Raw genomic sequence first — 26409 nt, 5'->3', positions numbered from 1 at the left:
GGGTGCCTCAGGTGAAGCACCCTGTGAAAGTTGGCAGTGCAGGCCACCTTACCGGCGAGACTGCCACCCTAGGAACGACCAACCGGGGATACCCCTTTTGTGGGGTATCCCCGGTCGGGATCGATCAAGTCATCGAGACGCCTGAGGTGTTCAGACGAGCTCGGTGACGGTGCCGCCGGCGGCGGTGATCTTCTCCTTGGCGGAGCCGGAGACGGCGTCGACCGTCACCTGCAGCGCCACGGAGATCTCACCCTGGCCGAGGACCTTGACGAGGCTGTTCTTGCGAACGGCACCCTTGGCCACCAGACCCTCGACCGTGACCTCGCCACCCTCGGGGTAGAGCGCGGCCAGCTTGTCGAGGTTCACGACCTGGAACTCGGTCTTGAACGGGTTCTTGAAGCCCTTCAGCTTCGGAAGACGCATGTGGAGGGGCATCTGCCCACCCTCGAAGCGCTCCGGAACCTGGTAGCGGGCCTTCGTGCCCTTGGTACCACGACCGGCCGTCTTACCCTTCGACGCCTCACCACGACCCACACGGGTCTTGGCGGTCTTGGCGCCCGGGGCGGGACGGAGGTTGTGGATCTTGAGCGGGTTGTTCTCCGCCATGATCAGTCGACCTCCTCGACCGTCACGAGGTGGCGGACGGTGTGCACCATGCCGCGGAACTCGGGGCGGTCCTCCTTGACGACCTGCGTGTTGATGCCCTTGAGACCAAGGGAACGCAGGGTGTCACGGTGGTTCTGCTTGCTGCCGATGTAGGACTTGACCTGCGTAATCTTGAGCTGCGCCATGATTACGCACCCGCCCCGGCACGCGCACGGAGAAGAGCCGCGGGAGCGACGTCCTCGAGGGGCAGACCACGGCGGGCCGCGATCTCCTCGGGACGCTGCAGACCCTTCAGGGCCTCCACGGTCGCGTGCACGATGTTGATGGCGTTGTCGGAGCCGAGCGACTTCGACAGCACGTCGTGGATACCGGCGCACTCGAGCACGGCACGCACCGGACCACCGGCGATAACACCGGTACCGGGCGACGCGGGCTTCAGGAGCACAACGCCGGCAGCCTTCTCACCCTGGATGGGGTGCGGGATGGTGCCCTGGATACGGGGGACCTTGAAGAAGTGCTTCTTGGCCTCCTCAACACCCTTGGCGATGGCGGCCGGCACCTCCTTGGCCTTGCCGTAACCGACACCCACGGTGCCGTCACCGTCGCCCACCACGACCAGCGCGGTGAAGCTGAAGCGACGACCACCCTTCACAACCTTGGCGACACGGTTGATCGCGACGACACGCTCAACGTAAGCGGTCTTCTCGGCGGCAGCAGCGCCACCGTCACGACCCTTACGGTCCCGCCGCTCGCCGCCACCGGCACCGCTTCCGCGGCGCTGGGGTCCAGCCATTGGATTACCTCTCTCTTTCCGCTAGCTACGAGCGGCTCAGAACTTGAGCCCGGCTTCGCGGGCGGCGTCCGCCAGGGCGGCGATGCGCCCGGCGTACTGGTTGCCACCACGGTCGAATACGACAGCCTCGACGCCCGCGGCCTTGGCGCGCTCGGCGACCAGGGCGCCGACCGACTTGGCCTGCGCGGACTTGTCGCCCTCGTTGCCGCGGATCGTGGTGTCCAGGGTCGACGCCGACGCCAGGGTGTGACCCTTGATGTCGTCGATGACCTGGGCCACGATGTGGCGGTTCGAGCGCGTGACTACGAGACGCGGACGCTCAGCCGTACCCGAGATGTTCTTACGGATACGGATGTGACGGCGCTTGATCGCGGCGCGCTTGTAGGCGTCGCCCTTGAGGATCTTCTGTCCGTATGCCATGGCTTACTTACCCGCCTTTCCGACCTTGCGGCGGATGACTTCGCCCTCGTACTTGACGCCCTTGGCCTTGTACGGGTCGGGCTTGCGCAGCTTGCGGATGTTGGCCGCAACCTCGCCGACCTTCTGCTTGTCGATGCCCTCGACCGAGAACCGGGTGGGGGCCTCCACCTTGAAGGTGATGCCCTCGGGGGCCTCGACGGTGATCGGGTGGCTGTAGCCCAGAGCGAACTCCAGGTTCGAACCCTTGGCGGTCACTCGGTAACCGACACCGCTGATCTCGAGCTTCTTCACGTAACCCTGGGTCACGCCGGTGATCATGTTCGCCACCAGCGTGCGGGACAGGCCGTGCAGGGCCTTGTTCTGACGCTCGTCGTTCGGGCGGGTGACGTTCAGAACGCCGTCCTCACCCTTAGCGATCTCGATCGGCGCAGCAACGGTGTGGCTCAGGGAACCCTTGGGGCCCTTGACCGAGACCGTACGGCCGTCGATGGTGACGTCCACGCCGGCGGGAACCGTGATGGGGAGCTTGCCAATACGCGACATAGCTTTTTCCTCCGATTCCTTTCCGCTACCAGACGTAGGCGAGGACTTCTCCGCCTACGCCCTTCTTGCCGGCCTGCTTGTCGGTGAGGAGCCCGTGCGACGTGGAGATGATCGCCACGCCGAGGCCGCCCAGCACCTTGGGCAGGGAGGTGGACTTCGCGTAAACCCGGAGACCGGGCTTGGAGATCCGCTTGATGCCCGCGATGGAGCGCTCACGGTTCGGGCCGAACTTCAGCTCGAGGACGAGGTTCTTGCCGACCTCGGCGTCCTCGACCTTCCAGCCCGTGATGAAGCCCTCCTGCTGGAGGATCTCCGCGATGTGAGACTTGATCTTGGACGCCGGCATCGTCACGGAGTCGTGGTATGCCGAGTTCGCGTTCCGCAGACGCGTAAGCATGTCTGCGATCGGATCAGTCATGGTCATGAATTGGCCTTCGGCCTCTCTCGCCGGGGTTTCCTGGTGCGCCATCCCTCTCCTCGATCCGAGACGAGGCGGGTGCGGTGCGGGGGACCTACGGCGTAGTAAGTCGTACGGGCAGTCGTCAGACGCCCAACCCTCCCAGCCTAAGCCATGGAGAGGAGGGCGTCTGACACGCCCATTGCTTACCGAGAGCTTCGGGAATCCCTAAAAGCGGGGATTACCAGGAGCTCTTGGTCACGCCCGGCAGCTCGCCACGGTGAGCCATCTCACGAAGGCACACGCGGCACAGGCCGAACTTGCGGTACACGGAGTGGGGACGGCCGCAGCGCTGGCAGCGCGTGTAGCCACGCACGCCGAACTTGGGCTTGCGAGCAGCCTTCGCGATCAGAGCCTTCTTCGCCATCTCGCTCACGCCTCCTTGAAGGGGAAGCCGAGGTGACGAAGGAGGGCGCGACCCTCAGCGTCGTTGGTCGCCGTGGTGACCACGGTGATGTCCATACCCCGGGTACGGTCGATCTTGTCCTGGTCGATCTCGTGGAACATGACCTGCTCGGTGAGACCGAAGGTGTAGTTGCCACGGCCGTCGAACTGCTTGGGGGACAGACCACGGAAGTCGCGGATGCGCGGCAGCGCGAGCGACAGGGTGCGGTCCAGGAACTCCCACATGCGGTCGCCACGGAGCGTGACGTGGGCACCGATCGGCTGGCCCTCACGCAGCTTGAACTGCGCGATGGACTTGCGGGCCTTGGTGACGGCCGGCTTCTGACCGGTGATCGTGGTGAGGTCGCGGATGGCGCCCTCGATCAGCTTGGAGTCGCGGGCGGCGTCGCCCACACCCATGTTGACCACGATCTTGACGAGGCCGGGGATCTGCATGACGTTCTCGTAGGAGAACTCCTCACGCAGCTTGCCCGCGATCTCCTCGCGGTACTTCGTCTTGAGACGCGGAGTCGTGGTGGTAGCCATCAGATGTCCTCACCCGTCCGCTTGGCAACGCGGATCTTGTTGCCCTCGTCGTCGAAGCGGTAACCGACACGCGTGACGACCTTGTTGCCGTCCTTCTCAACGACCAGCTGGACGTTGGAGACGTGGATCGGCGCCTCGGTCGTGACGATGCCACCGGCCTGCGAACCCTTGGCGGTCGGGCCGGCCTTGGTGTGCTTCTTGACCCGGTTGACACCCTCGACCAGGACGCGCTCGTCGCGCGGGTAAGCGGCAATGACCTTGCCCTGCTTGCCCTTGTCCTTGCCGGTGATGACCTGGACCAGGTCGCCCTTCTTGATCTTCATGCTTACAGCACCTCCGGAGCCAGCGAGATGATCTTCATGAACTTCTTCTCGCGCAGCTCACGCCCGACCGGGCCGAAGATGCGGGTGCCGCGAGGGTCGCCGTCGTTCTTCAGAATGACGGCGGCGTTCTCGTCGAAGCGGATGTACGAGCCGTCCGGACGGCGGCGCTCCTTGACGGTGCGAACGATGACCGCCTTGACGACGTCACCCTTCTTCACGTTGCCACCGGGGATCGCGTCCTTGACGGTGGCGACGATGACGTCACCGATGCCCGCGTAGCGGCGACCGGAGCCACCGAGCACACGGATGCAAAGGATTTCCTTCGCACCAGTGTTGTCGGCGACACGCAGTCGCGACTCCTGCTGGATCACGTCTATCTCCTGTTTGTCTGCCGGTTCCCGGCAGGGGCCTTATCCCTTACGGGAGTTGGGGCCCCTGCCGAGCCTGGCGGAACTGTCCTGCGGGGATGCCCGCAGGAAATTACTTGGCCTTCTCGAGGATCTCGACGACGCGCCACCGCTTCGTGGCGGACAGCGGCCGGGTCTCCGCGAGGAGGACACGGTCGCCGACGCCCGCGGCGTTCTGCTCGTCGTGAGCCTTGAGCTTGTTCGTACGGCGGATGACCTTGCCGTACAGCGCGTGCTTCACGCGGTCCTCGACGGCGACGACGACGGTCTTGTCCATCTTGTCGCTGACGACGAGACCCTCACGGGTCTTGCGGAAGCCACGGGCCTCAGTGGTGTTCTCAGTCACGTTGTTCTCGCTCATCAGGCGTTCTCCACCGTTTCGATGCCCAGCTCACGCTCGCGCATCAGGGTGTAGATCCGCGCGATGTCCTTGCGGACCGCCTTCAGACGGCCATGGTTCTCGAGCTGGCCCGTCGCCGCCTGGAAGCGGAGGTTGAACAGCTCTTCCTTGGCCTCGCGGAGCTTGTTGAGGAGCTCCTCGTTGCCCAGCTCGCGCAGCTCGGACGCCTTGGTACCGGCCGACATCACGCTTCACCTGCCTCGCGCTTGACGATCCGGCACTTCATCGGCAGCTTGTGCGCTGCACGAGTGAGGGCCTCACGCGCAATCTTCTCGTTGGGGTACGACAGCTCGAACATCACGCGTCCGGGCTTGACGTTGGCGATCCACCACTCCGGAGAACCCTTACCGGAACCCATGCGGGTCTCGGCAGGCTTCTTGGTGAGGGGACGGTCCGGGTAGATGTTGATCCAGACCTTGCCACCACGCTTGATGTGACGCGTCATGGCGATACGAGCGGCCTCGATCTGACGGTTCGTCACATACGCCGGGGTGAGCGCCTGGATGCCGTACTCGCCGAACGCAACCTGCGTGCCGCCCTTGGCAGCGCCGGAGCGCTTCGGGTGGTGCTGCTTGCGGTGCTTGACCCTACGGGGGATCAGCATGTCGGTCAGGCCTCCGTTCCGGTGCTCTCAGCCGGAGCGGCGGCGGGAGCCTCGGCCTTGGGGGCCTCGGAACCGGCAGCCTGCTGCGGCTTGCGACCGCGCCGCTCGCCACCACGGCCACCACGGGCCGGGCGGTCGTTGCCGCCACCGCGAGCCGGGCGGTTACCCGCACGGGCGGCAGCGTTCTCGGCGCGGACCTCGGCGATGTTCTTGACGTCGCCCTTGTAGATCCAGACCTTCACACCGATACGGCCGAAGGTCGTCTTGGCCTCGAAGAAGCCGTAGTCCACGTTCGCGCGGAGCGTGTGCAGGGGCACACGGCCCTCGCGGTAGAACTCCGAGCGGGACATCTCGGCGCCACCGAGGCGGCCACCGCACTGGATCTTGATGCCCTTGGCGCCGGCCTTCATCGCCGACTGCATGCTCTTACGCATGGCGCGGCGGAAGGAGACGCGGGAGGAGAGCTGCTCGGCAACGGCCTGAGCAACCAGCTGAGCGTCCGTCTCGGGGTTCTTGACCTCGAGGATGTTCAGCTGGACCTGCTTGCCCGTGAGCTTCTCGAGGTCACCGCGGATGCGGTCGGCCTCGGCGCCACGGCGGCCGATGACGATGCCCGGACGCGCGGTGTGGATGTCCACACGCACACGGTCACGGGTGCGCTCGATCTCAACCTTCGAGATACCGGCGCGCTCCATGCCGGACGTCATCATCCGACGGATGGCGACGTCTTCCTTGACGTAGTCCTTGTACAGCTTGTCGGCGTACCAACGGGACTTGAAGTCCGTGGTGATGCCGAGCCGGAACCCATGCGGGTTAACCTTCTGGCCCATTACCGGGTTCCTTCCTTGCTGCTGACGACCACGGTGATGTGGCTGGTCCGCTTGCGGATCCGGTAGGCACGGCCCTGGGCACGCGGCCGGAACCGCTTCAGGGTCGGGCCCTCGTCGACGTACGCCTCGGAGATGAAGAGGCTGTCGGCGTCGGTGTGGTCGTAGTTGTGCGCGGCGTTGGCGATGGCGCTGTCGAGCACCTTGCCGACCGGCACGGAGGCTGCCTGCGGAGCGAATCGCAGAACAGCCTGAGCCTCCGTGGCATCCATGCCACGGATAAGGTCCACCACGCGGCGGGCCTTCATGGGCGTAACGCGGATGTACCGCGCCTGGGCCCTGGCTTCCATGGTTGTCCCTCTCAGTTACTTACGTGTCTGAATGCGATCCGCTGCTAGCGGCGCTTCGACTTCCGGTCGTCCTTGACGTGACCCCGGAAGGTACGAGTCGGCGAGAACTCGCCGAGCTTGTGACCGACCATCGACTCGGTGACGAACACCGGGATGTGGGTCTTGCCGTTGTGCACCGCGAGCGTGTGGCCGAGCATGGCCGGCACGATCATGGAGCGACGGGACCAGGTCTTGATGACGTTCTTGGTGCCGGCTTCGTTCTGGGCGTCCACCTTCTTGATCAGGTGGTCGTCGACGAAGGGCCCCTTCTTGAGACTGCGCGGCATCTAAACCCGCTCCTAGCGCTTCTTGTTCGTCTTGCGGCGGCGGACGATGTACTTGTTCGAAGCCTTCTTCGGCGAACGAGTACGACCCTCCTTCTGACCCCACGGGGAGACCGGGTGGCGACCACCGGAGGTCTTGCCCTCACCACCACCGTGCGGGTGGTCAACCGGGTTCATCGCCACACCGCGAACGGTCGGACGAACGCCCAGCCAGCGCTTACGGCCGGCCTTGCCCCAGTTGATGTTGCTCTGCTCGGCGTTGCCGACCTCGCCGACCGTGGCGCGGCAGCGCTGGTCGACCAGGCGGATCTCACCGGAAGGCATGCGGAGGTGGGCCATCGAGCCCTCCTTCGCGAGCAGCTGCACGGAGGCACCGGCGGAGCGGGCGAACTTGGCACCGCCACCGGGACGGAGCTCGATCGCGTGGATCGTGGTACCGACCGGGATGTTGCGGAGGGCCAGGTTGTTGCCCGGCTTGATGTCGGCCCCGGGACCGTTCTCGACGCGGTCACCCTGCTGCAGGTTGCGCGGGGCGAGGATGTAGCGCTTCTCGCCGTCGGCGTAGTGCAGCAGCGCGATGCGCGCGGTGCGGTTGGGGTCGTACTCGATGTGCGCGACCTTCGCCGGCACGCCGTCCTTGTCGTGACGACGGAAGTCGATCACGCGGTAGGCGCGCTTGTGTCCGCCACCCTGGTGGCGAACGGTCACACGACCGGCGTTGTTACGGCCGCCCTTGCTGTGCAGGGGGCGGACCAGCGACTTCTCCGGCGTGGACCGCGTGACCTCGACGAAGTCGGCGACGCTGGAGCCACGACGGCCCGGCGTAGTCGGCTTGTACTTGCGGATTCCCATTTCTCAGTCCTCGTCCGATATCGGACGATCCGACCCGCTTACGCGGTCGGACCGCCGAAGATGTCGATACGGTCGCCCTCAGCAAGGGTCACGATCGCGCGCTTGGAGCCGGCACGCTGGCCGAAACCGGTGCGGGTCCGCTTGCGCTTGCCCTGGCGGTTGAGCGTGTTCACGCCCGTGACCTTGACCGAGAAGACCGCCTGGACGGCCTGCTTGATCTGGGTCTTGTTGGCGTCGGGGGCCACGATGAACGTGTACTTGCCCTCGTCGAGGAGCGCGTAGCTCTTCTCCGACACGACCGGCTTCAGCAGCACGTCACGGGGGTCCGTGAACGACTTGCTGAGCGGCGTCTCGACGGTGTTCTTGCCCTCGGCGGCGTGGCGACGCGCCTTGGCGACGCGCGCGGCCTTGGCGGCCTTGGCCGCCTTGGAGGCGATAGAGGGGTGACGGATGGCCATCAGACCTCAGTCCCTTCGGTGTCGTTGGCCTTCGGGCCGGCGACGAAGGACTCGAGAGCGGCCTGGGTGAAGACCACGTCGTCCGAGACGATCACGTCGTACGTGTTCAGCTGGCCCGGCTCCAGGATGTGGACCTGGGGCAGGTTGCGGGCGGACAGCCACGCGGCCTCGTCGGCACGCTCGACGACCAGGAGCAGGTTCTTGCGCTCCGAGATCTTGCCGAACAGCGACTTGGCGGCCTTCGTGGAAGGAGCCTCGCCCTCGATCACGCCGGTGACGACGTGGATGCGGTTGTTGCGGGCCCGGTCGGTGAGGGCGTGGCGCAGGGCCGCGGCCTTCATCTTCTTCGGGGTCCGCTGCGAGTAGTCACGCGGCACGGGACCGTGCACGACGCCACCACCGGCGAACTGCGGCGCGCGGGTCGAGCCCTGACGGGCGCGGCCGGTGCCCTTCTGGCGGTAAGGCTTCTTGCCACCACCACGGACCTCGCCACGGGTCTTCGTCTTGTGCGTGCCCTGGCGGGCAGCCGCGTTCTGCGCGACGACGACCTGGTGGATCAGCGGGATGCTGACCTTCTCCACGCCGAAGATCTCCGCGGGGAGTTCGACGCTTCCGGTCTTCTCGCCGGCAGGCGAAAGGATGTCAACAGTGCTCATCGGTACCTCAGGCCCCCTTGGCCGCGGTGCGGACCAGGACGAGGCCGCCGTTCGGACCGGGAACCGCGCCCTTGATGAGCAGCAGACCCTTCTCCGCGTCAACGGCGTGGACGGTCAGGTTCTGGGTGGTGACCCGCTCGTTGCCCATGCGACCCGCCATGCGGAGGCCCTTGAACACACGGCCCGGGGTGGCGCAGCCACCGATGGAACCGGGGGAGCGGTGCTTGCGCTGGGTGCCGTGACCGGCGCCGAGGCCCTTGAAGTTGTGACGCTTCATGACACCGGCGAAGCCCTTGCCCTTGCTCTTGCCGGTCACGTCGACCTTGATCCCGGCCTCGAACACCTCAGCGGTGATCTCCTGGCCGAGGGTGTACTCGGAGGCGTCCGCGGTGCGGATCTCAACGAGGTGGCGACGCGGCGTGACATCGGCCTTGGCGAAGTGGCCCTTGAGGGGCTTGTTCACCTTGCGCGGGTCGATCTCGCCGAACGCGATCTGGACGGACTCGTAGCCGTCGACGTCGTTCGTACGGACCTGGGTGACGACGTTGGGGCCGGCCTTGACGACGGTGACCGGAACAACACGGTTGTTCTCGTCCCACACCTGCGTCATGCCCAGCTTCTCGCCGAGGATGCCCTTGATCTGCTTAGCCATTCTCAGATCACCGACCCTTAGAGCTTGATCTCGATGTCGACACCGGCCGGAAGGTCGAGTCGCATCAGAGAGTCAACGGTCTTGGGCGTCGGGTCGAGAATGTCGATCAGGCGCTTGTGCGTGCGCATCTCGAAGTGCTCGCGCGAGTCCTTGTACTTGTGCGGCGACTTGATGACGCAGTACACGTTCTTCTCAGTGGGCAGCGGCACCGGGCCCGCGACCGACGCACCAGTGCGGGTCACCGTCTCGACGATCTTCTTCGCCGAGGAGTCGATGACCTCGTGGTCGTAGGCCTTGAGCCGGATGCGGATCTTCTGTCCCGCCATGGCTACTCAGTAGTCCTTTGTCTCGTTAAACACTCTGGAACCCGGTGTTCCTGACCCTCGCTCCGACCCACGCGGTCGGGCGTGTCGCGCTTTCGCTGACACAGATGTCCCTTGTTCGAACATCCCTTGCCTGAGAAAGAGATCCACCGGGTGCCTGGTCTGTGCCGCACCTTGCTTCCCGAAAGATTCCCGTACGTCCGCCCCAGCGCTGCCGTAGTGGCAGTTAGGGCGACGAGTACTGTGGGACTCGCTTCCGGTCCTCCCGGCGGGAGGCGCGCAGCATCAACACTCGACCGAGCAACTCCGACAGTCTGCCATATGGGGCAGGGGCTCCGCCAATCGAGCCGGAGAGAATACCCCGAGAGTGACGCAGGTCAAACACAGGTCCCCTGGACAGGGACGCCGGACGTACCGGCGTCCCCTCCCCCGCGGGGTCAGCGCACGTCGACGTGGTCCCCGCCGCTGGTCGCGGCGCCGGTCGTGTCGTTGCCGCGGTACACCCAGCGCCAGGTGCCGTCGGTGGCGGCGGTGACCGTGGTGCTCAGGGCGCCGGTGCTGCTCGTGGTGACCTTCTTGACGGTCTTGAAGGCGGTGGTACCCGTCTCACGGAACTGGAGTTCGACCGTGCGGCCGCCGTAGCCGCCGTACTTCTTGGTCTCCCAGTTCGCGCGGGTCAGTTTGCCGGTGACGGTGATCTTCTTGCCCTTGGTGACCGGCTCGGGCGAGGCGTTCACGGTGACCTTGGCGGCGCGCTTGAGGCGTACGGTCGTGGAGCGTGTCTCCAGCTCTTGGGCCTTGAGGCTGCCGTCAGCCTTGAAGAGAGTCAGCGAGACGCCGACCTTCCACTTGGTGGCGTCGCTGTTGGAGTCGACGTGCTCCTGGCTCGGGTGGGGGTCGATGTAGAGGGACCCCTCGCAGCTGGCCTTCTTGGCGCTCTGCTCGTAGCAGGTGTAGCCGCCCGGGCCTATGTAGTTCTCGCCGGTGTCGGCCGCCTTGGCGATGTCGCCACGGTAGAGGAAGGGATTCGCGTCGTACGCGAACGGATCATCGGTGCTGTACCCGGCCGGCAGCGTGATCGTGAAGGTGAGCGACGGCTCCACCTCCTTCGACGTGCCGACGACGATCGGCTTGCCCTTGTTGATGACGATGTCCGACACGGTGATGCCGGTGTCCGCGGCCTGGGCCGCCGGAGCGTTGAGCGCCGAGAGAGCGAGCGCCCCCGCGAGCATGGCAACGGCGGCCGTAGGTCTGCCTGTTCTCACTTGCACCTCATCAGTGGGTCGATCTTGGAGACGGCAGACTAACCGGTGCCACGGGCGCCGAACCCGTCCCGGCCCCCTTCAGTCCCACTCGGTCTCCTGGAGCAGCACGTCCTCGTAGAGCCTGAAGGACGTGGCGGCAGCCGCTGTCCGCGAGGTCCCAGACGCGGACCGTGCCGGCCCGGGGCGCCACCAGGAGACACTCCCCCGGTGGCGTCCATACCTACAAGGGGCCTTACCGGGCCTGAAGGGTCAAGAGGCGGTAACCGTACGGAAGTTCAGGCCCCCCGTTCAGGCCCGCGCGTTGCGCAACCGTGCGAACGACGTGTCCAGACCCCGCTTCAGCGCCCCCGCCACCGGCCGTTCCACGAACCGGTGCACCGCCCAGCTCAGCAGGAGGAATCCGCCGATGACCGCGACGACCAGGAGCCGGGGGTCCATGGTGTCGTGGAGGCGGTTGATCACCGTCGTACCGGCCGTGTAGTGGGTGAGGTAGAGCGGGTACGTCAGTGCCCCGGCCGTCACCAGCCACTTGCCCCGGACCCGGTCCGCCGCGCCGAGCGCGATGGCGACCATGACGAGCAGGAAGACGGTGAAGATCAGCACGCTGCCCCGCCAGCCGGAGACGTGCTCGACCTCGTCGATCCGCTGCCCCAGCTCCAGTTGGCCCATCAGCCAGGCCATCCCGAGGATGCCCCACAGGAGCAGGTCCTGGCCGAAGCGGTGCATGAGGTACAGGGCGAGGCCGGCGATGAAGTACCAGGCGCCTTCCGGGTTGGCGAGGAGCTGGAGGAGCGGGAAGTCCGAGATCGGGGCGAGCATGGCCGCGGCGCCCCAGACGCAGCAGAAGACGACGACCTTCCGGTACGTCAGTCCCGTCGCGACCACGACCAGGAACAGCAGGTAGAAGCGGAGCTCGGACCAGAGGGTCCAGTACACGCCGTCGACGTTGCCGACGCCCGAACCGGACTGAAGCATCGTGAAGTTGAGCAGCACCTCGCGCAGCGGCTGCCGGGGCCAGACGCCGGGCAGGGTGAGCAGGACGACGGTGGTGAAGGCGATGGCGAACCAGTACGCGGGGTAGAGGCGGATCACGCGGGACACGAAGAACTGCCTCGGGGTGCGGCCCCAGCAGGACATGCAGATCACGAAGCCGCTGATCACGAAGAAGATCTCGACGCCGATCCAGCCGTAGGAGGCGAACCGGAACACCGTCGGCATGATGTCGGACACCGGCCGGTCCCAGATCGCGTTGCCCGGCCGGTCGACGCGGTAGGTCCCGGCGTAGTGGTGCAGGGCGACCATCAGGGCGGCGACGAGACGGAGGCCGTCGATGGCGTAGAGCCGGCGGTCGGGCCGCCGCCGAGGGGCCCCCGCGGGTTTCGGCCTCGGCTCCTCGGCCGGCACCAGCGGTGGCAGCGGCTGCCGCGGCCCCCGCACCACCGCCCGCATCGATAGCGTCGGCCGGCTGTCCGTACCGCGCATCCGCTGTCTGCCCGTCGTCATGAGAAGCCCGCCCCCGGTGGCCGATGAGCGACTCACGCTACGTCGTCACAACAGCCTCACAGCGAACAGACAAGCGCATTCCGTACGACCCGGACGCGAAGTTGCCGCGGCGCTCGCCGTTCCGCCGCCCGGAGTTGGTCAAGCCTTCACCGAACGCTCGTTTCGCCCCGGCCACAGCCTCACCGGGGCATCAGGGGCTCCCCGCCCCCACCTTGCGTCCCCCTTGGCCGAAGCCTTGTCAGAGGCCGGGGCGCGCCCCGATGATCACGCCCATGTACCAGCGCAGACGCATACTCGGCACCTATCTCGGAGTCGGCCTGGCCGCCGCCCTGCTCCCCGGGATCTCCCCCGTCGACGACGGGCCGTTCTGGCAGACGATCCTGGCCTGCATCGGCTTTCTCATCGTCAACCAGGTGATCCACACCTATCCCAGCTCCATCCGCACCGCGCCCCCGGTCGCGCTGCTGGCCCTCGCCGCCGTCGGGATCGTCCAGGACAGCCTCGTATGGCTGCTCGTCTCCTGGCTCAGCGGGCAGATGGGGTCCGGACTGCATGTCGACGGCTTCCTCACCGCGCTGCTCGGCGGGGCCATCACCCGCGTCACCACGCTCGCCGTCATGGCCCTCGGGCCGCGGCCCGAGCCCGCGTAGGCACCTGTCCTGGACCTGCGCCTGGACATGCGAAAGGGCCCGCACGACCGAAGTCGTACGGGCCCCTCCGAAGAGACCTACCGGTCAGCCCTTACGGGCCAGGATCACTTCGTGATCTTGATGACCTGGCCGGCGCCCACCGTGCGGCCACCCTCACGGATGGCGAACTTCAGGCCCTCTTCCATGGCGACGGGCTGGATGAGCTCCACCTTCATCTCGGTGTTGTCACCCGGCATGACCATCTCGGTGCCCTCGGGGAGGGTCACAACGCCGGTCACGTCCGTCGTACGGAAGTAGAACTGCGGACGGTAGTTGTTGAAGAACGGCGTGTGACGGCCACCCTCGTCCTTGGACAGGATGTAGGCCTGGGCCTCGAACTCGGTGTGCGGCGTGACCGAACCGGGCTTGATGATGACCTGGCCGCGCTCGACGTCCTCGCGCTTGATGCCACGGAGGAGCAGACCGACGTTCTCACCGGCCTGGCCCTCGTCGAGCAGCTTGCGGAACATCTCGATGCCGGTGACCGTGGTGGTGGTCTTCTCGGTCTTGATGCCGATGATGTCGACGGTCTCGTTGACCTTGAGGACACCACGCTCGATACGACCGGTGACGACGGTGCCACGACCGGTGATCGTGAAGACGTCCTCGATCGGCATCAGGAACGGCTTGTCGACGTCGCGCTCGGGCTCCGGGATCGACTCGTCGACGGCCTTCATCAGGTCGAGGACGGACTGGCCCCACTCCTTGTCGCCCTCAAGGGCCTTCAGAGCGGAAACCTTGACGACCGGCAGGTCGTCGCCCGGGAACTCGTACTCGGAGAGGAGCTCACGGACCTCGAGCTCGACGAGCTCCAGGATCTCCTCGTCGTCCACCATGTCGGCCTTGTTCAGGGCGACGACGATGTACGGAACGCCGACCTGGCGGGCCAGGAGCACGTGCTCCTTGGTCTGCGGCATCGGGCCGTCGGTGGCGGCGACCACGAGGATGGCGCCGTCCATCTGCGCCGCACCCGTGATCATGTTCTTGATGTAGTCCGCGTGACCGGGGCAGTCGACGTGGGCGTAGTGACGGGTCTCCGTCTGGTACTCGACGTGCGCGATGGAGATGGTGATACCGCGCTGGCGCTCTTCGGGAGCCTTGTCGATCTGGTCGAACGCCGAGGCCTCGTTCAGGTCCGGGAACGCGTCGTGCAGCACCTTGGTAATGGCGGCCGTGAGGGTCGTCTTACCGTGGTCGATGTGACCGATGGTGCCGATGTTGACGTGGGGCTTAGTCCGCTCGAACTTCGCCTTCGCCACTGGGTCCTCCTGTGGAGTGGTTCTGGTACGCCTTACTCATCGGCGCCAGGTGATCTTTGCTGGGATGCCGCCCGCCGGGGTTCTCCCGTGCCGGGCGATCCCCGGCGGTCGGTGTCAAGCCTAAAGCGTGTAACGGGAGTGTGTTACTCGCCCTTGGCCTTCGCGATGATCTCCTCGGCGACGTTCCGCGGAACCTCGGCGTAGGAGTCGAACTGCATGGAGTAGCTCGCACGGCCGGACGTCTTGCTGCGCAGGTCGCCGACGTAACCGAACATCTCCGAGAGGGGCACGAGGCCCTTCACGACGCGGGCACCGGCCCGCTCCTCCATGGCCTGGATCTGGCCACGGCGGGAGTTGATGTCGCCGATGACCTCACCCATGTAGTCCTCGGGCGTGGTGACCTCGACGGCCATCATCGGCTCAAGGAGCACGGGGGACGCCTTGCGCGCGGCCTCCTTGAAGGCCTGCGAACCGGCGATCTTGAACGCGAGCTCGGAGGAGTCGACCTCGTGGTAGGCACCGTCGAGAAGAATGACGCGGACGCCCGTCATCTCGTACCCGGCGAGGATGCCGAACTGCATGGCCTCCTGCGCACCGGCGTCGACCGAAGGGATGTACTCCTTCGGGATACGGCCACCGGTCACCTTGTTCACGAACTCGTACGAGGCGTCGCCGCCCTCGATCGGCTCGATCGCGATCTGCACCTTGGCGAACTGGCCGGTACCACCAGTCTGCTTCTTGTGCGTGTAGTCGACGCGCTCGACGGCCTTGCGGATCGTCTCGCGGTACGCGACCTGCGGCTTGCCGACGTTGGCCTCGACCTTGAACTCACGGCGCATACGGTCGACCAGCACCTCGAGGTGCAGCTCGCCCATACCACCGATGATGGTCTGGCCCGTCTCCTCGTCCGAGTGGACCTGGAACGACGGGTCCTCCTCGGCCAGGCGCTGGATCGCGACGCCCAGCTTCTCCTGGTCGCCCTTCGACTTGGGCTCGATGGCGACCTGGATGACCGGCGCCGGGAAGTCCATGGACTCCAGGATCACCGGCTGCTTGTCGTCGGACAGCGTCTCACCGGTGGTGGTCTGCTTCAGGCCCATGACGGCGACGATGTCGCCGGCGCCCACCGACTCGATCTCCTCACGCTTGTTCGCGTGCATGCGGTAGATCTTGCCGATGCGCTCCTTCTTGCCCTTGACGGAGTTCAGCACGGCGGTGCCGGACTCCAGGCGACCGGAGTAGATCCGGACGAAGGTGAGCTTGCCGAGGTGCGGGTCGCTCATGATCTTGAACGCCAGCGCCGACAGCGGCTCGTCGTCGGACGGCTTGCGCTTGACGACGACCTCGGGGTCCTTGACGTCGTGGCCCTCGATGGCCTCCACGTCGAGCGGGGTCGGCAGGTAGCGCACGACCGCGTCGAGCAGGGGCTGGACGCCCTTGTTCTTGAACGCGGTGCCGCAGAACACGGGGGTGACCGTGACGTCCTTGGACTTGCCGGACGCGATGGTGATACGACGGATCGCGGCGTACAGCTGCTCCTCGGTGGGCTCCTGGCCCTCCAGGTACAGCTCCATGATCTCTTCGTCGTTCTCGGCGACGCCCTCGATGAGCTTGCCGCGGTACTCCTCGGCAGCCTCGGTGTGCGTGGCCGGGATGTCGACGACGTCGTACATCTCGCCCTTGGCGGCCTCGGCGGACCACACGAGCGCCTTCATGCGGACCAGGTCCACGACGCCCTTGAAGTCGGCCTCGGCACCGATCGGGAGCTGCATGACGAGCGGCTGGGCGCCCAGGCGGTCCGAGATCATGTCCACGCAGCGGTGGAACTCGGCGCCGGTACGGTCCAGCTTGTTCACGAAGCAGATGCGCGGCACGCCGTAACGGTCGGCCTGACGCCACACCGTCTCGGACTGCGGCTCCACACCCGCGACACCGTCGAACACGGTGACGGCACCGTCGAGGACGCGGAGCGAACGCTCCACCTCGACCGTGAAGTCCACGTGACCCGGGGTGTCGATGATGTTGATCGTGTAGTCGTTGTCCTCGAGCGGCCAGTGACAGGTGGTGGCAGCAGAGGTGATCGTGATGCCACGCTCCTGCTCCTGCTCCATCCAGTCCATGGTGGCGGCGCCGTCGTGGACCTCACCGATCTTGTAGCTGACGCCGGTGTAGAAGAGGATCCGCTCGGTGGTGGTCGTCTTGCCCGCGTCGATGTGGGCCATGATCCCGATGTTGCGGACCCTGGCCAGGTCAAGTGAAGTGGTAGCCATAAGGCTTCAGTCTTCTCTCGGTCTCGATGGGGGTAGCGACTACCAGCGGTAGTGCGCGAAGGCCTTGTTGGACTCGGCCATCTTGTGGGTGTCCTCGCGCTTCTTCACAGCGGCACCGAGGCCGTTGGAGGCGTCGAGAAGCTCGTTGAGCAGACGCTCGGTCATGGTCTTCTCGCGACGGGCGCGGGAGTAACCGACCAGCCAGCGCAGCGCGAGCGTGTTGGCACGACCGGGCTTGACCTCGATCGGAACCTGGTACGTCGCACCACCGACACGGCGGGACTTGACCTCGAGGGTCGGCTTGATGTTCTCCAGAGCGCGCTTCAGCGTGATGATCGGGTCGTTGCCCGTCTTCTCGCGAAGGCCCTCCATGGCGCCGTAGACGATGCGCTCAGCGGTGGAGCGCTTGCCGTTCAGCAGCACCTTGTTGATGAGCGACGTGACAAGAGGAGAACCGTAGACCGGGTCGATGATGACCGGGCGCTTCGGGGCGGGGCCCTTACGAGGCATTCTTACTTCTCCTTCTTGGCGCCGTAGCGGCTGCGGGCCTGCTTGCGGTTCTTGACACCCTGGGTGTCGAGGGAACCGCGGATGATCTTGTAGCGAACACCCGGCAGGTCCTTCACACGGCCACCACGCACGAGCACGATGGAGTGCTCCTGCAGGTTGTGTCCCTCACCCGGAATGTAAGCGGTGACCTCGATCCCGCTGGTCAGACGCACACGCGCGACCTTACGCAGGGCCGAGTTCGGCTTCTTCGGGGTGGTCGTGAACACACGCGTGCAGACGCCGCGACGCTGAGGGGAACCCTCGAGTGCGGGCGTCTTGTTCTTCTCGACCTTGTCCTGCCGGCCCTTTCGGACCAGCTGCTGGATCGTAGGCACTACTTCTCCGGTTTCTGTGTGCCGAATGTGAAGCTAACCTGGAACGTCGCCGACCCACGCGGTCGGGTGTGTCGGATCCCGCAGACTTCCACCCGAGGGCGAAAAGGGCGCGGATTCACGGTGGCCGATGGAGGCTCGCCATGCGGTCGATGGCACGCACGAGAGCCAGGGCACACCCCAGGCACAAGGTCTGAGCGTACCTACCTCACGGACTTCGGTCAAAACAAATGGAGCGGGCACCGACACGCCGGACTTGTCCCTGTTCTGCGCCGTCCACATCTGTGAATGTCAGCAATTGGTGTTCATGCCAACCACTTGTTCAGTACGTTGATCGGTCGCTGCACAGAGTGACGACGGGGGACTTGCATGACGGCGGCCGAATTACCCGGGGAGAACGCGCTCGACGACCGCGTGCCCTTTCTGGCCCGCCTGGAGAAGGAGGACCGCGAGAAACTCCTCGCGCTCGGCCGTGAGCTGCGCTTCCGGACCCGGGACATCCTCCTCCACCAGCACGAGCCCTCGTCGTACGTCCTCTTCGTCACCCACGGCTGGACCAAGGTGACCGCCGCCGCCGTCAACGGCTACGAGGCGCTGCTCGCGCTGCGCGGCCCCGGCGACATCGTGGGCGAGTCGGCCGCGCTGACCGGACGGCCCCGCTCGGCGACGGTCACCGCGCTGGAGCCGGTGCGCGCGGTCGCGGTGGAAAGGGAGCGCTTCACGGTCTTCCTCGCCGACTCCCCCGCCGTCTCCTACGCCCTCCTCGGCCTGACCTCCGACCGCATGCGCGCCGCCGACCAGCGCCGCATCGAGTTCGCCTCGATGCACGTACGCGAGCGCCTGGCGGCCCTGCTGCTGGAGCTGGCACACACGAACGCCCGCTACACCGAGGCCGGCGTCGAACTCCTGGTCCCGCTCAGCAAACAGGAACTGGCCGGCTCGGTGGGCGCCTCCCGCGAGATGGTCCAACGGCTGCTGAAGGACCTGCGGGACCGGGGCGTGGTGGTGACCGGGCGCAGGACGATGCGGATCGTACGGATGGACGTACTGCGCAGGATCGCCCGCGCGGAGTCGTGAGGCGGACGGGGCCCTGAGGCCTACGGGGTCCTGAGGCGTACGGGGTCCTGAGGCGTACGGGGTCCCGCGCGCCCCGCGTGTCCCGGGCGCCTTCTGTGCACACGGTCACAGTTCCAGTGCGTCATCCGCCCTCTCGCCGGGGCCGCCCCTGGGGCCACTCTTCTCGCCAGACGGCAGACCCCCCACCGGATCCCCACCGGAAAGGCGACCATGACCGACCCCCTGAGCCGGACGATCCTCCTGCTCGACATCGAGAAGTACAGCGACCGGGACGACGTGGAGCAGGCGTACTTACGGCGGATGCTCTACGACATCACCGACCGCGCGCTGGAGAGCGCCGGCATCGACGAGACGCTGCGGCTGCGGGCCGACCGGGGCGACGCGGTGATGGAGCTGATCGACGCGAACGCGTCCGTACCGGCGCTGCTGCGCGCCCTGCTCACCCAGGTCCCCGCCCAGCTGCGCTCCGTCAACCGCATGGCGTCGAGCTCGGCGCAGATCCGGCTGCGGGGCGTGGTCGCCACGGGATACGTCGCCGTGGACGAGCACGACGGCTGGGTCGGCTCCGACCTCAACCACGCCTGCCGCCTCCTGGACGCCCCGCTCCTGCGCGCCGCCCTGCGCGAACGCCGGGACGACTTCGCCCTGTGCGTCTCGGAGAGCGTCCACGGGGGCATCGTGCGGCACGACCATCCCGGCATCCCGGCATCCGACTTCCACGCCGTGACGGTGACCAGCAAGAACGGTCCGCTGCCGGCCTGGCTGCACGGCCCGGTGCCGGCGACCGACGACCACAGTGAAGGGGGGACGGGGGGAGCCCCGGTGCCGGGTACTTCGGGGGACGGCCCGGCACCGGGGCCGCGGGGGGAGCCGGGGGCGGGGGCTGCCGGGGGCGGCGTCACCTTCACCTTCAACGGCGGCTCCCCCTCCTTCGGCGGCAGCCTCGTCGGCGGTGACCAGCACGGGGTGTCCGGAGGTGAGGTCACCGGGAACGTCCACCTCGGCGGCTCCGAGAGCTCGCGGGGTGACTCCGCATGACCGTGCCCCCGTCGGACGCGCCCGCCGCCGACGCCGTACCGCCGCGGCACCCGCAGCCGAGCCCCGGCGGCGCCACCGCGGAACCCGTCGAACCCGAGGAGCGGACGCAGGAGGCGCGGGCGGCTCAGCGGGAGCTGTTCGCGCACACCCCGGGGTTCATCCTGGGCTCGGCGGCGGCCTTCGGCGGCAGTCTGGTCGGCGGTGCCCAGCACGGGGTGTCCGGCGGGCAGGTCGCCGGGGACGTGTTCATGGGCGGCAAGACGGAGATCCACCACCACGGGACGTCCGCGTCCGCGCACGTCTCCGGCGAGATACCGCGCGAGCAACTCGACGACCTCGCCAGGGTCTTCGTGGCGGCCCCGGCCTTCGACGACGCCCGGCGACGGCTGCGCGAGGAACGCGTGCTGATCCTCTCGGGCGCCCACGCCGCCGGACGGTACGCCGCCGCGCGGATGCTGCTGCGCGAACTGGGCGTGCCCGCCGTGCACGCGCTGTCCGAGGAGACCACCCCCGCGACCCTGACCGCCCAGCTCACCCGCAACGTCGGGTACGTCCTGCGCGACCTGCCCCTGACCCGCAACCGCCCCCTCCGCGACAACCACCTCTACGCCGCCGTCGACCAGCTGAAGAAGACCGACGGCTACCTGGTGATCACCGTCGAGAAGTCACCCTTCCTGCTGGGCGTCACCCCGCTGGCGTGGGAGGCGCCGGACGCGCGGGACGTCGTACGGGCTCATCTGGCCGCCGCCGAACGACGGCCGGACGAGCTGCTGGAGCTCGGACCCGTGCGGGAGTTCCTCGCGACCCGGCATCACCCCGCCGAGGCGGCCGCCTTCGCGCGGGTGCTGGCCGGTTATGACGGCAGTGCCGAGGCGGCGGCGCGCCTCGTGGACTTCGGGCAGGCCGCGGTGGAGCGGCAGTGCCGGGACCGGCTCGGCGACGCGGGGACCGATCTGCGGGACAAGGCGTTCCTGATCGCGCTGGCCGTCTTCGACCAGGCCCCCTATGTACTGGCCGCCGAACTCGCGGACAAGCTCTTCGTGCACTTCCAGCGGCTCCAGCATCCCGAACTCCAGCCGGAGATACCGGTGTTCGGGCTCGCCGCCGAGACCCGACTCGAACGGGCCGGGGCCGAGGGCGAGATACGGGACGAGAGCACCGAGTGGGGGGCGGTACCGCAGTTCACCGCGTACTTCCCGAGGGACGACACCCCACGCGTGCTGCTCGCCGAGGTGTGGACGGGACATCCCTCGGCCCGCCCCGCGCTGGTCTCCTGGCTCCGCGAACTGGCCCGCGACGGACGGCCGGTGGTACGGACCCGGGCCGCCGCGGCCGCCGCGTTCCTCGCCCTCGCCGACCTGCCCTCGGCGGTCGCCCTGCTCATCGACGGCTGGGCGGTGTCGCGTTCCTTCGGACCCCGGGTGACCGCCGCGAACGCCCTGGTCCTGGCCCAGCTGCTGCACGCCCCGGTCGTCCTGCGGCTGCTCACCCAGTGGTGCACCGACCGGCACTGGGCCCGCCGCTGGACCGCGATCCGCGCCCTCGGCCTGCTCGCCCCGCTCCGCCCGGACCTCGCCGCCCCCGCCCTGAGCGCCCTCGCCGCACGGGCACGCGCCGACGACAGCACCGAGGCCGAGAGCGGCAACCTCGTCGAGTCGACGGCCCTGCTGCTGTCGGTGGGGGCCCGGCGCGGCGAGATGCTCTCCGAGCTCGTCCATCTGCTGCACCACGACACCCCGTCGGTGCGCGCGCTCGCGCTGGCCGGATTCCTGCGGGCCTGCGACAACGCAGAGGAGGGCGCGCTCGTCGAGTGGTACGCCGACATCGGGATGTACGAGGCGGACTCGGCCCGCGACCTCGCCACGCTGTGGCGCACCGCCCTCGGCGACCGCGACCACACCCGGCAGGCCCTGGGCGCCCTGCACACCTGGGTGCATGTCGCCCAGCGCCGCGCGGACGCCGCCCAGGCCCTGGAGCTGCTGCTGCCCGCCCTGGTCCTCACCGCGGCCGACCGCGACCGGCTCGCCCATCTGCTGCGCACCCTGCGCGCGGAGGACGGCGGACCGCCCCCGCCGGTGGCCTCCCGCCTGCTGGCGGCACTGCACCTGCCGCCGAACGCGAACCCGAGCCAGACCCCGATCCCGAACTCACAGCACCAGCCGAGGAGTTGACCATGGCGGATTTCCGCCGTCAGCCGGAGTGGCAGCAACAGGCCGACCGGCACAGCACGTTGATCGACCCCGTGCTCACCGTGCGGCCGATCGCCCGGTTCGACTACACGGCCCGCCGCCCGGTGACCGCGATCGACCACGCCCTGGTCTTCGCCACCGCGGGCGGCGCGTACGACACGTACATCCCGCCCCACCGCCCCAGCCGCACGGACGCGGCGACCCGCCGCTACACCTCGGTCTACGAGGTGGACATGGGCAGCCACCCCGTCCAGCTGGAACTCCAACTCCCCTCCGACGACGACGCGTTCGCCTTCGGCGCCACCGCCGACCTCACCTGGCGGGTCCACGACCCCGAGGCCTTCGTCCGCAGCGGCGAACGGGACGTACCGACCCGGCTGACCCGCGAGCTCCAGCAGTTCGCGCGCCCGGTCAGCCGGCGGTACTCCATCGAGGACAGTCCGGCAGCCGAGACGGCCGTCCAGCAGGCGGTCGAATCGGGCTCCTTCGCGGCGGGCATCGGACTCGCGGTCACGTGCATGATCCGGCTGCGCCTCGACGACGAAGCCATCGCCCACCGGCAGCGGAGACGGGCCCTGCGCTACGAATCGGAGATGCTCGACCCCGAGCACGAGTTCCGGATGCGGCAGGCGCAGCAGCAGTACGAGCTGGAGGCACTGCGCCAGCGCCAGCACCAGGAGCTGACGGCCCAGAAGATCCACTTCTACCAGTACTGGCTCCAGCACGGCGGCGTCGGCGCCTGGGCCCTCCACCTCGCCGCCCACCCCGAGGACACCCAACTCGTCATCGGCAACATCCACCAGGACCAACTCGCCTTCATCAAAACCCAGTTGGAACTCATCAGCGGGGACGCCCTGGAGGACTACCAGAAGGCCGAGTCGCTCAAGCAGATCCGACGGGAGGTGGATGAGCTGATGCGCCGACGGGCGGGGGCGGCGCAGGGAGAGCTGCCGGCGGGCGGTACGCCTCCGTACGGAGCCGCGGGGGCCGGGGCGGAAGCGGGGGCGCCGCAGACTCCGTACGTCCCCGGAGGCGGGCCTGTACCGGGAACACCGCCCACCGCTCCGTACGGCTACGGCGGGCCGGCGGCACCGGGGACACCACCGCAGCCGGGACCCACACCGACGCCGTACGGCCAGGTCAGCGCCCCCTCACCGGCCGCACCCCCGCCCCCGTACCAACCGGGCAGCCCGCAGCCGCCCGCTCCCCAGACGCCGTACGCCGCCCAGGGCCCCGCCCCCGTGACACCTCCCCCGCCCGGCGCCCCCACCCCGCCGCCGCAGCCGCCCGCCGCCCCGGAGTCCTCATGATCCCGGCGGGACGCGAACGCGACCGGCCGACGAACACCCCGACCACGGAAACGGAACACGCCAGACCAGAGGAGTCCCCATGACCCAGCCCCCGGACCCGGCCATCCCGGAACCGCAGTACCCGACGGCCCCGCCGCCCCCGTACCCGACGAGCCCGGCCGCCTCGGAACCGCAGTACCCGATGGCCCCCGCGACCCCGCCCCCTCCGTACCCGACGAACACCCCGCCCACGTACCCGGCCCCGTCACCCCCACCGCAGTACCCAGCCGGAGCCCCGCCCCAGTACCCCGCTCCCCCGTATCCGGCCACTCCCGCCACCCCGGCCGCCCCCGCCATCCCCCCACAACCCACCACCCACCCGGCGGCCGCCCACCCCGCCACCACCGCCCCCGACGACCTCGACTACCGCCACCTCGGCTCCCGTATCCACGTCGCTCAGCACCAGCGCGGCGCCGACGCCACCGCGATAGGCCGGCTGCTCATCCACCTCCCCGGCCTGGTCGTCAGCGCGGCCGTGCTCGCCGCGCTCGGGGCGATGCTGTTCGGTGAGGTCGGCGCGTGGATCGTCGTCGTGGTGTGGCTGGCTTCCGGCGCCCTCGTCTTCCACCGCCCCAGCGAGCTGGCGTTCGCGCGCCATGTGCTCAAGCTCCGCGCCCCGCTGGCCCAGGAGCAGTCCCGGCTGGATCCGGTCTGGCGTGAGGTCACCGCGCGGGCGGGTATCGAGGCGCACAGCTATGAGCTCATGGTGGAGAACAGCGGCGAGCTCAACGCGTCGGCCGTCGCCGGTCACGTCGTGAGCGTCACGACGTACGCCCTGAACGAGATCCCCAGCAGCAACCTGGCCGCCGTACTCGCCCATGAGCTCGGCCACCACACCGGCGGTCACGCCTGGGCGGGCCTGCTCGGCTACTGGTACTCGCTGCCGGGAAGGATCGCCTGGGCGCTGACCAAGCTGATCGCCCGGATCGCGCTCGCCGTCGCGGCCTTCTTCTCCGGGTTCGCCTTCCTCGTCGTCGCCCTGGTGCTGGGCACGCTGCTCGTGGTGGGGTTCATGGCGGCTCCTTGGATCACCGTGCCGCTGGTGCTGGCCCCGTATCTGCTCGCCTACGTGGGCCGCAAGGGCGAGCTGCGCGCCGACCAGCAGGCCGCGGCACTGGGGTTCGCCGGGCAGATGTCGCAGGTGCTGTACCAGCTCCAGGCGTCCGAGGACCGCGAGAAGGCGGCGATCGCGGCGAGCGGGCAGCGGCTCAAGGAGCCGGGGAGGATCGCCCGTCTGCTGTCCACGCATCCGGACCACCACACCCGTATCCGCGCCCTGGAGCCGTATCTCCGCACCGGCCTCTGAAGCGTGCCGAAGAGAAGAGGGGCGGCCACCCCGCACAGGGTGACCGCCCGGCTTCACGCCTCACACCTCACACCTCACGCGGAAACCAGCGCCGCCGCGACCAGCAACGTCAGGATCAGCGTCCACGCCGCGATCGACATCCACCCGAGGACGAGCCCCAGCAACGCCATCCCGTCGCCGCCCTCCCCCGAGCGCTGGATCTCCGAGCGGGCCGACTGGCCGAGCACGACCGCCGGTATGCCCAGGAGCCCGAAGGTCGGCAGACACAGCAGCCCGCACACGACGGCTCCGACGGCCTTGCCGTTGGTCCGCGGCTGGGGCGCGGGGAGAAACGTCCGCGGGACCACCACGGGCTGCACGACCGGCCCCTGCGGCAGATCCGAGACGAGCAGCGCCAGTTCCCCCACGGTCCGGGCCGCGTACGCCCGGCCGACCCGTTTGTCGAACTCCGCCTTCTCCAGCCGCCCTTCCCCGAACCCCGCCCTGAGTACGTCCACGGTCCGCTCCCGGTCGGCGTGGGAGGCGAGCATGGACGCCGGCGACGGCACGCCGTGCGGCTGCCAGGGTTGCGGGACGCCCTGCCAGGGCTGCCACGAAGGATTCGACACGGAACCACCTCCCCAACCCCCCGAGCTCCCTCCATGATGCGCCGAACCGGCATTTCGTCACAGACCGCGTCACCGGGTACGTCGTGGCGAAGGGCTCGGGGGCCGCGCCCCGATCGGCCGCCCCACCCCTCAACGCCGGGACCGCCCCCTCAACTCCGGGACCGCGCACCTCCCGCGGCCGCGGCCCGCTCCGCCGCGAACACGTCCTCCAGCCGGAAGAGTTGGGCACGCCCCGCCTTGCCGGCGGGTGCGAGGCGGCCGAGCTGGACCCACTTGCGGATGGTCGCGGGCGCGACACCGGCCTCCCGGGCGGCGAGGGGACCGGGGATCAGTGTCGGCAGCTCGGCACTCACCGGTACGGCACTCACGGATACGGCACTCACCGATACGCCTCTCATCGGTGCGGCTCTCATCGGTGGCTCCACTCCCCCTCGTTCCAGGCGTGCCGGTAGGCCGGGTCGTCGTGGCAGCCGCAGTCCGGCGCCGAGCAACGGCAGGCGGGGTTGACGCACAGCACGGCCGCGCGGTCCGGGAAGGCCCGCAGCGAGACGGAGTCGCACCAGGGGCAGCGGCCCGACACCCGTACGACGGTCTCGGTGTCCCCCAGCGCACGGGCGCACCGCCGTGCCATCCGCCGGGTCTCGTCCCGCACATGGGCGGCGAGTACGGCGTCGGCGGCGACCTCGTCGAGCAGCGCGGCGATCCGGCGCAGCCGCTGCGGCACGGTCGCACGGCGGGCCCGCCCCAGCCCGAGCCGGTCGCGCACCGCCTCCTCCAGCTCGACCACACCGTCGGTGATGTCCCGGATGGTGTCGGAGATGTGCAGCCGCAGGGGCGCCGCACCGTACCCGGGGGCGACGAGTCCGTGCGCCTGCTGGAGCAGCAGGGCCTCGGCGCGCTCCTCACGGAGGCGCTCGGCGAGGCCGGCGGGGGCCGGCGGGGTGGCGGGGCGGTGGGCCGGTGTCGTCCGGCCGGGGGCGAGTTCGGTGGAGAGCTCGGGGAACTGCTGGAGGAGCATGCCGATCCAGAGGGCAGCACTGTCGGTCGAGGC

General features: G+C 68.4%; 36 protein-coding genes. 6 read left to right on the top strand and 30 right to left on the bottom strand.

The genetic code is table 11. The annotated features are described in order from the left end of the window. Positions 1–150: 150 nt before the first annotated feature. The 23 genes from rplO to ABZ928_RS30905 form a co-directional block, all read right to left on the bottom strand. Positions 151–606: a 50S ribosomal protein L15 gene (rplO, locus tag ABZ928_RS31015; protein ID WP_003974249.1), complete on the bottom strand. Its 456-nt coding sequence runs from the start codon at positions 604–606 to the stop codon at positions 151–153. A gap of 2 nt (positions 607–608) precedes the next feature. Next, on the bottom strand, positions 609–791 hold the full coding sequence (rpmD, locus tag ABZ928_RS31010) for a 50S ribosomal protein L30 (RefSeq protein WP_003974250.1): 183 nt from the start codon (positions 789–791) through the stop codon (positions 609–611). Between the two features lie 2 nt (positions 792–793). Continuing rightward, positions 794–1399, bottom strand: a complete 606-nt coding sequence (rpsE, locus tag ABZ928_RS31005) for a 30S ribosomal protein S5 (RefSeq protein ID WP_019753099.1) — start codon at positions 1397–1399, stop codon at positions 794–796. 36 nt (positions 1400–1435) lie between these two features. After that, complete coding sequence (rplR, locus tag ABZ928_RS31000) at positions 1436–1819, bottom strand: 50S ribosomal protein L18 (protein WP_361526089.1); 384 nt, start codon at positions 1817–1819, stop codon at positions 1436–1438. Positions 1820–1822: 3 nt separating this feature from the next. Next, positions 1823–2362, bottom strand: a complete 540-nt coding sequence (gene rplF / locus ABZ928_RS30995; protein WP_274242333.1) for a 50S ribosomal protein L6 — start codon at positions 2360–2362, stop codon at positions 1823–1825. A gap of 25 nt (positions 2363–2387) precedes the next feature. Beyond that, a complete protein-coding gene (gene rpsH, locus ABZ928_RS30990; protein WP_013001411.1) occupies positions 2388–2786 on the bottom strand; it encodes a 30S ribosomal protein S8 in 399 nt (132 codons plus the stop codon). 214 nt (positions 2787–3000) lie between these two features. Next, entirely contained in the window at positions 3001–3186 is a 186-nt protein-coding gene (locus ABZ928_RS30985; protein ID WP_003948630.1) for a type Z 30S ribosomal protein S14, read from the bottom strand. 5 nt (positions 3187–3191) lie between these two features. Beyond that, complete coding sequence (gene rplE / locus ABZ928_RS30980) at positions 3192–3749, bottom strand: 50S ribosomal protein L5 (RefSeq protein ID WP_003974255.1); 558 nt, start codon at positions 3747–3749, stop codon at positions 3192–3194. Then, the gene (gene rplX / locus ABZ928_RS30975) at positions 3749–4072 is read right to left on the bottom strand and encodes a 50S ribosomal protein L24 (RefSeq protein WP_030046380.1); all 324 of its coding nucleotides are present in this window, start codon (positions 4070–4072) and stop codon (positions 3749–3751) included. Before rplX ends, rplE begins: the two co-directional genes overlap by 1 nt. Before the next feature lie 2 nt (positions 4073–4074). After that, entirely contained in the window at positions 4075–4443 is a 369-nt protein-coding gene (gene rplN / locus ABZ928_RS30970; protein ID WP_003998823.1) for a 50S ribosomal protein L14, read from the bottom strand. Positions 4444–4552: 109 nt separating this feature from the next. Beyond that, entirely contained in the window at positions 4553–4840 is a 288-nt protein-coding gene (gene rpsQ / locus ABZ928_RS30965; RefSeq protein WP_126273792.1) for a 30S ribosomal protein S17, read from the bottom strand. Beyond that, on the bottom strand, positions 4840–5064 hold the full coding sequence (rpmC, locus tag ABZ928_RS30960; protein ID WP_059079052.1) for a 50S ribosomal protein L29: 225 nt from the start codon (positions 5062–5064) through the stop codon (positions 4840–4842). The genes rpsQ and rpmC overlap by 1 nt, the downstream gene beginning before the upstream one ends. Further along, positions 5064–5483: a 50S ribosomal protein L16 gene (gene rplP / locus ABZ928_RS30955; RefSeq protein WP_009327094.1), complete on the bottom strand. Its 420-nt coding sequence runs from the start codon at positions 5481–5483 to the stop codon at positions 5064–5066. Before rplP ends, rpmC begins: the two co-directional genes overlap by 1 nt. 5 nt (positions 5484–5488) lie before the next feature. Continuing rightward, positions 5489–6313, bottom strand: coding sequence for a 30S ribosomal protein S3 (gene rpsC / locus ABZ928_RS30950; RefSeq protein WP_361526083.1), 825 nt, complete (start codon positions 6311–6313; stop codon positions 5489–5491). Continuing rightward, entirely contained in the window at positions 6313–6660 is a 348-nt protein-coding gene (rplV, locus tag ABZ928_RS30945; protein ID WP_003974262.1) for a 50S ribosomal protein L22, read from the bottom strand. The genes rpsC and rplV overlap by 1 nt, the downstream gene beginning before the upstream one ends. Before the next feature lie 44 nt (positions 6661–6704). Further along, positions 6705–6986, bottom strand: coding sequence for a 30S ribosomal protein S19 (rpsS, locus tag ABZ928_RS30940; RefSeq protein WP_003992359.1), 282 nt, complete (start codon positions 6984–6986; stop codon positions 6705–6707). A gap of 12 nt (positions 6987–6998) precedes the next feature. After that, positions 6999–7835 carry a 50S ribosomal protein L2 gene (rplB, locus tag ABZ928_RS30935; protein ID WP_007494772.1) on the bottom strand — a complete coding sequence of 279 codons (837 nt, stop codon included), beginning with the start codon at positions 7833–7835 and terminating at the stop codon, positions 6999–7001. 38 nt (positions 7836–7873) lie between these two features. After that, positions 7874–8293: a 50S ribosomal protein L23 gene (gene rplW / locus ABZ928_RS30930; protein WP_059192906.1), complete on the bottom strand. Its 420-nt coding sequence runs from the start codon at positions 8291–8293 to the stop codon at positions 7874–7876. Beyond that, on the bottom strand, positions 8293–8949 hold the full coding sequence (gene rplD, locus ABZ928_RS30925) for a 50S ribosomal protein L4 (protein WP_059192907.1): 657 nt from the start codon (positions 8947–8949) through the stop codon (positions 8293–8295). Before rplD ends, rplW begins: the two co-directional genes overlap by 1 nt. A gap of 7 nt (positions 8950–8956) precedes the next feature. Then, positions 8957–9601: a 50S ribosomal protein L3 gene (gene rplC, locus ABZ928_RS30920; protein ID WP_020135811.1), complete on the bottom strand. Its 645-nt coding sequence runs from the start codon at positions 9599–9601 to the stop codon at positions 8957–8959. Positions 9602–9618: 17 nt separating this feature from the next. Next, positions 9619–9927, bottom strand: a complete 309-nt coding sequence (gene rpsJ / locus ABZ928_RS30915) for a 30S ribosomal protein S10 (protein ID WP_003948644.1) — start codon at positions 9925–9927, stop codon at positions 9619–9621. A 434-nt stretch (positions 9928–10361) separates the two neighbouring features. After that, a complete protein-coding gene (locus ABZ928_RS30910; RefSeq protein WP_361526694.1) occupies positions 10362–11156 on the bottom strand; it encodes a hypothetical protein in 795 nt (264 codons plus the stop codon). 321 nt (positions 11157–11477) lie between these two features. Next, positions 11478–12692 (bottom strand): acyltransferase, encoded by a 1215-nt coding sequence (locus ABZ928_RS30905; RefSeq protein WP_361526078.1) that lies wholly within the window; start codon positions 12690–12692, stop codon positions 11478–11480. 272 nt (positions 12693–12964) lie between these two features. Between ABZ928_RS30905 and ABZ928_RS30900 the strand changes: the two genes are divergently transcribed. Then, positions 12965–13342, top strand: a complete 378-nt coding sequence (locus ABZ928_RS30900) for a phage holin family protein (RefSeq protein ID WP_361526075.1) — start codon at positions 12965–12967, stop codon at positions 13340–13342. 104 nt (positions 13343–13446) lie between these two features. Here ABZ928_RS30900 and tuf read toward each other — a convergent pair whose 3' ends face one another. From tuf to rpsL, 4 genes are all read right to left on the bottom strand, one after another. After that, the gene (tuf, locus tag ABZ928_RS30895) at positions 13447–14640 is read right to left on the bottom strand and encodes an elongation factor Tu (protein WP_361526073.1); all 1194 of its coding nucleotides are present in this window, start codon (positions 14638–14640) and stop codon (positions 13447–13449) included. Positions 14641–14783: 143 nt separating this feature from the next. Beyond that, positions 14784–16910 carry an elongation factor G gene (gene fusA, locus ABZ928_RS30890; protein ID WP_361526070.1) on the bottom strand — a complete coding sequence of 709 codons (2127 nt, stop codon included), beginning with the start codon at positions 16908–16910 and terminating at the stop codon, positions 14784–14786. 39 nt (positions 16911–16949) lie between these two features. Beyond that, positions 16950–17420 (bottom strand): 30S ribosomal protein S7, encoded by a 471-nt coding sequence (gene rpsG, locus ABZ928_RS30885; protein ID WP_003992340.1) that lies wholly within the window; start codon positions 17418–17420, stop codon positions 16950–16952. 2 nt (positions 17421–17422) lie between these two features. Further along, a complete protein-coding gene (rpsL, locus tag ABZ928_RS30880; RefSeq protein ID WP_003948652.1) occupies positions 17423–17794 on the bottom strand; it encodes a 30S ribosomal protein S12 in 372 nt (123 codons plus the stop codon). Positions 17795–18160: 366 nt separating this feature from the next. Between rpsL and ABZ928_RS30875 the strand changes: the two genes are divergently transcribed. The 5 genes from ABZ928_RS30875 to ABZ928_RS30855 all read left to right on the top strand — a co-directional run bounded on the left by ABZ928_RS30875 (position 18161) and on the right by ABZ928_RS30855 (position 24750). Then, positions 18161–18868, top strand: a complete 708-nt coding sequence (locus ABZ928_RS30875) for a Crp/Fnr family transcriptional regulator (protein WP_361526067.1) — start codon at positions 18161–18163, stop codon at positions 18866–18868. Positions 18869–19078: 210 nt separating this feature from the next. Then, entirely contained in the window at positions 19079–19906 is an 828-nt protein-coding gene (locus tag ABZ928_RS30870) for a hypothetical protein (RefSeq protein WP_361526064.1), read from the top strand. Further along, entirely contained in the window at positions 19903–22077 is a 2175-nt protein-coding gene (locus ABZ928_RS30865; RefSeq protein ID WP_361526062.1) for a hypothetical protein, read from the top strand. Before ABZ928_RS30870 ends, ABZ928_RS30865 begins: the two co-directional genes overlap by 4 nt. 2 nt (positions 22078–22079) lie before the next feature. Continuing rightward, positions 22080–23405 carry a PE-PGRS family protein gene (locus ABZ928_RS30860; RefSeq protein WP_361526059.1) on the top strand — a complete coding sequence of 442 codons (1326 nt, stop codon included), beginning with the start codon at positions 22080–22082 and terminating at the stop codon, positions 23403–23405. A 79-nt stretch (positions 23406–23484) separates the two neighbouring features. Beyond that, a complete protein-coding gene (locus ABZ928_RS30855) occupies positions 23485–24750 on the top strand; it encodes a M48 family metalloprotease (protein WP_361526056.1) in 1266 nt (421 codons plus the stop codon). Positions 24751–24824: 74 nt separating this feature from the next. On the opposite strand, the gene ABZ928_RS30850 is transcribed toward ABZ928_RS30855, so the two are convergent. From ABZ928_RS30850 to ABZ928_RS30840, 3 genes are all read right to left on the bottom strand, one after another. After that, positions 24825–25358, bottom strand: coding sequence for a DUF1707 and DUF4190 domain-containing protein (locus ABZ928_RS30850; RefSeq protein WP_361526053.1), 534 nt, complete (start codon positions 25356–25358; stop codon positions 24825–24827). A 149-nt stretch (positions 25359–25507) separates the two neighbouring features. Further along, on the bottom strand, positions 25508–25741 hold the full coding sequence (locus tag ABZ928_RS30845; protein ID WP_361526050.1) for a hypothetical protein: 234 nt from the start codon (positions 25739–25741) through the stop codon (positions 25508–25510). A 26-nt stretch (positions 25742–25767) separates the two neighbouring features. Then, on the bottom strand, positions 25768–26376 hold the full coding sequence (locus tag ABZ928_RS30840) for a hypothetical protein (RefSeq protein ID WP_361526691.1): 609 nt from the start codon (positions 26374–26376) through the stop codon (positions 25768–25770). Positions 26377–26409 lie beyond the last annotated feature (33 nt).

The sequence above is a fragment of the Streptomyces sp. NPDC046909 genome, assembly GCF_040644695.1.
GTDB lineage: Bacteria > Actinomycetota > Actinomycetes > Streptomycetales > Streptomycetaceae > Streptomyces.
The sequence above is the reverse complement of the archived record's forward strand: the minus strand, read 5'-3'. Positions and strand labels throughout refer to the sequence as shown.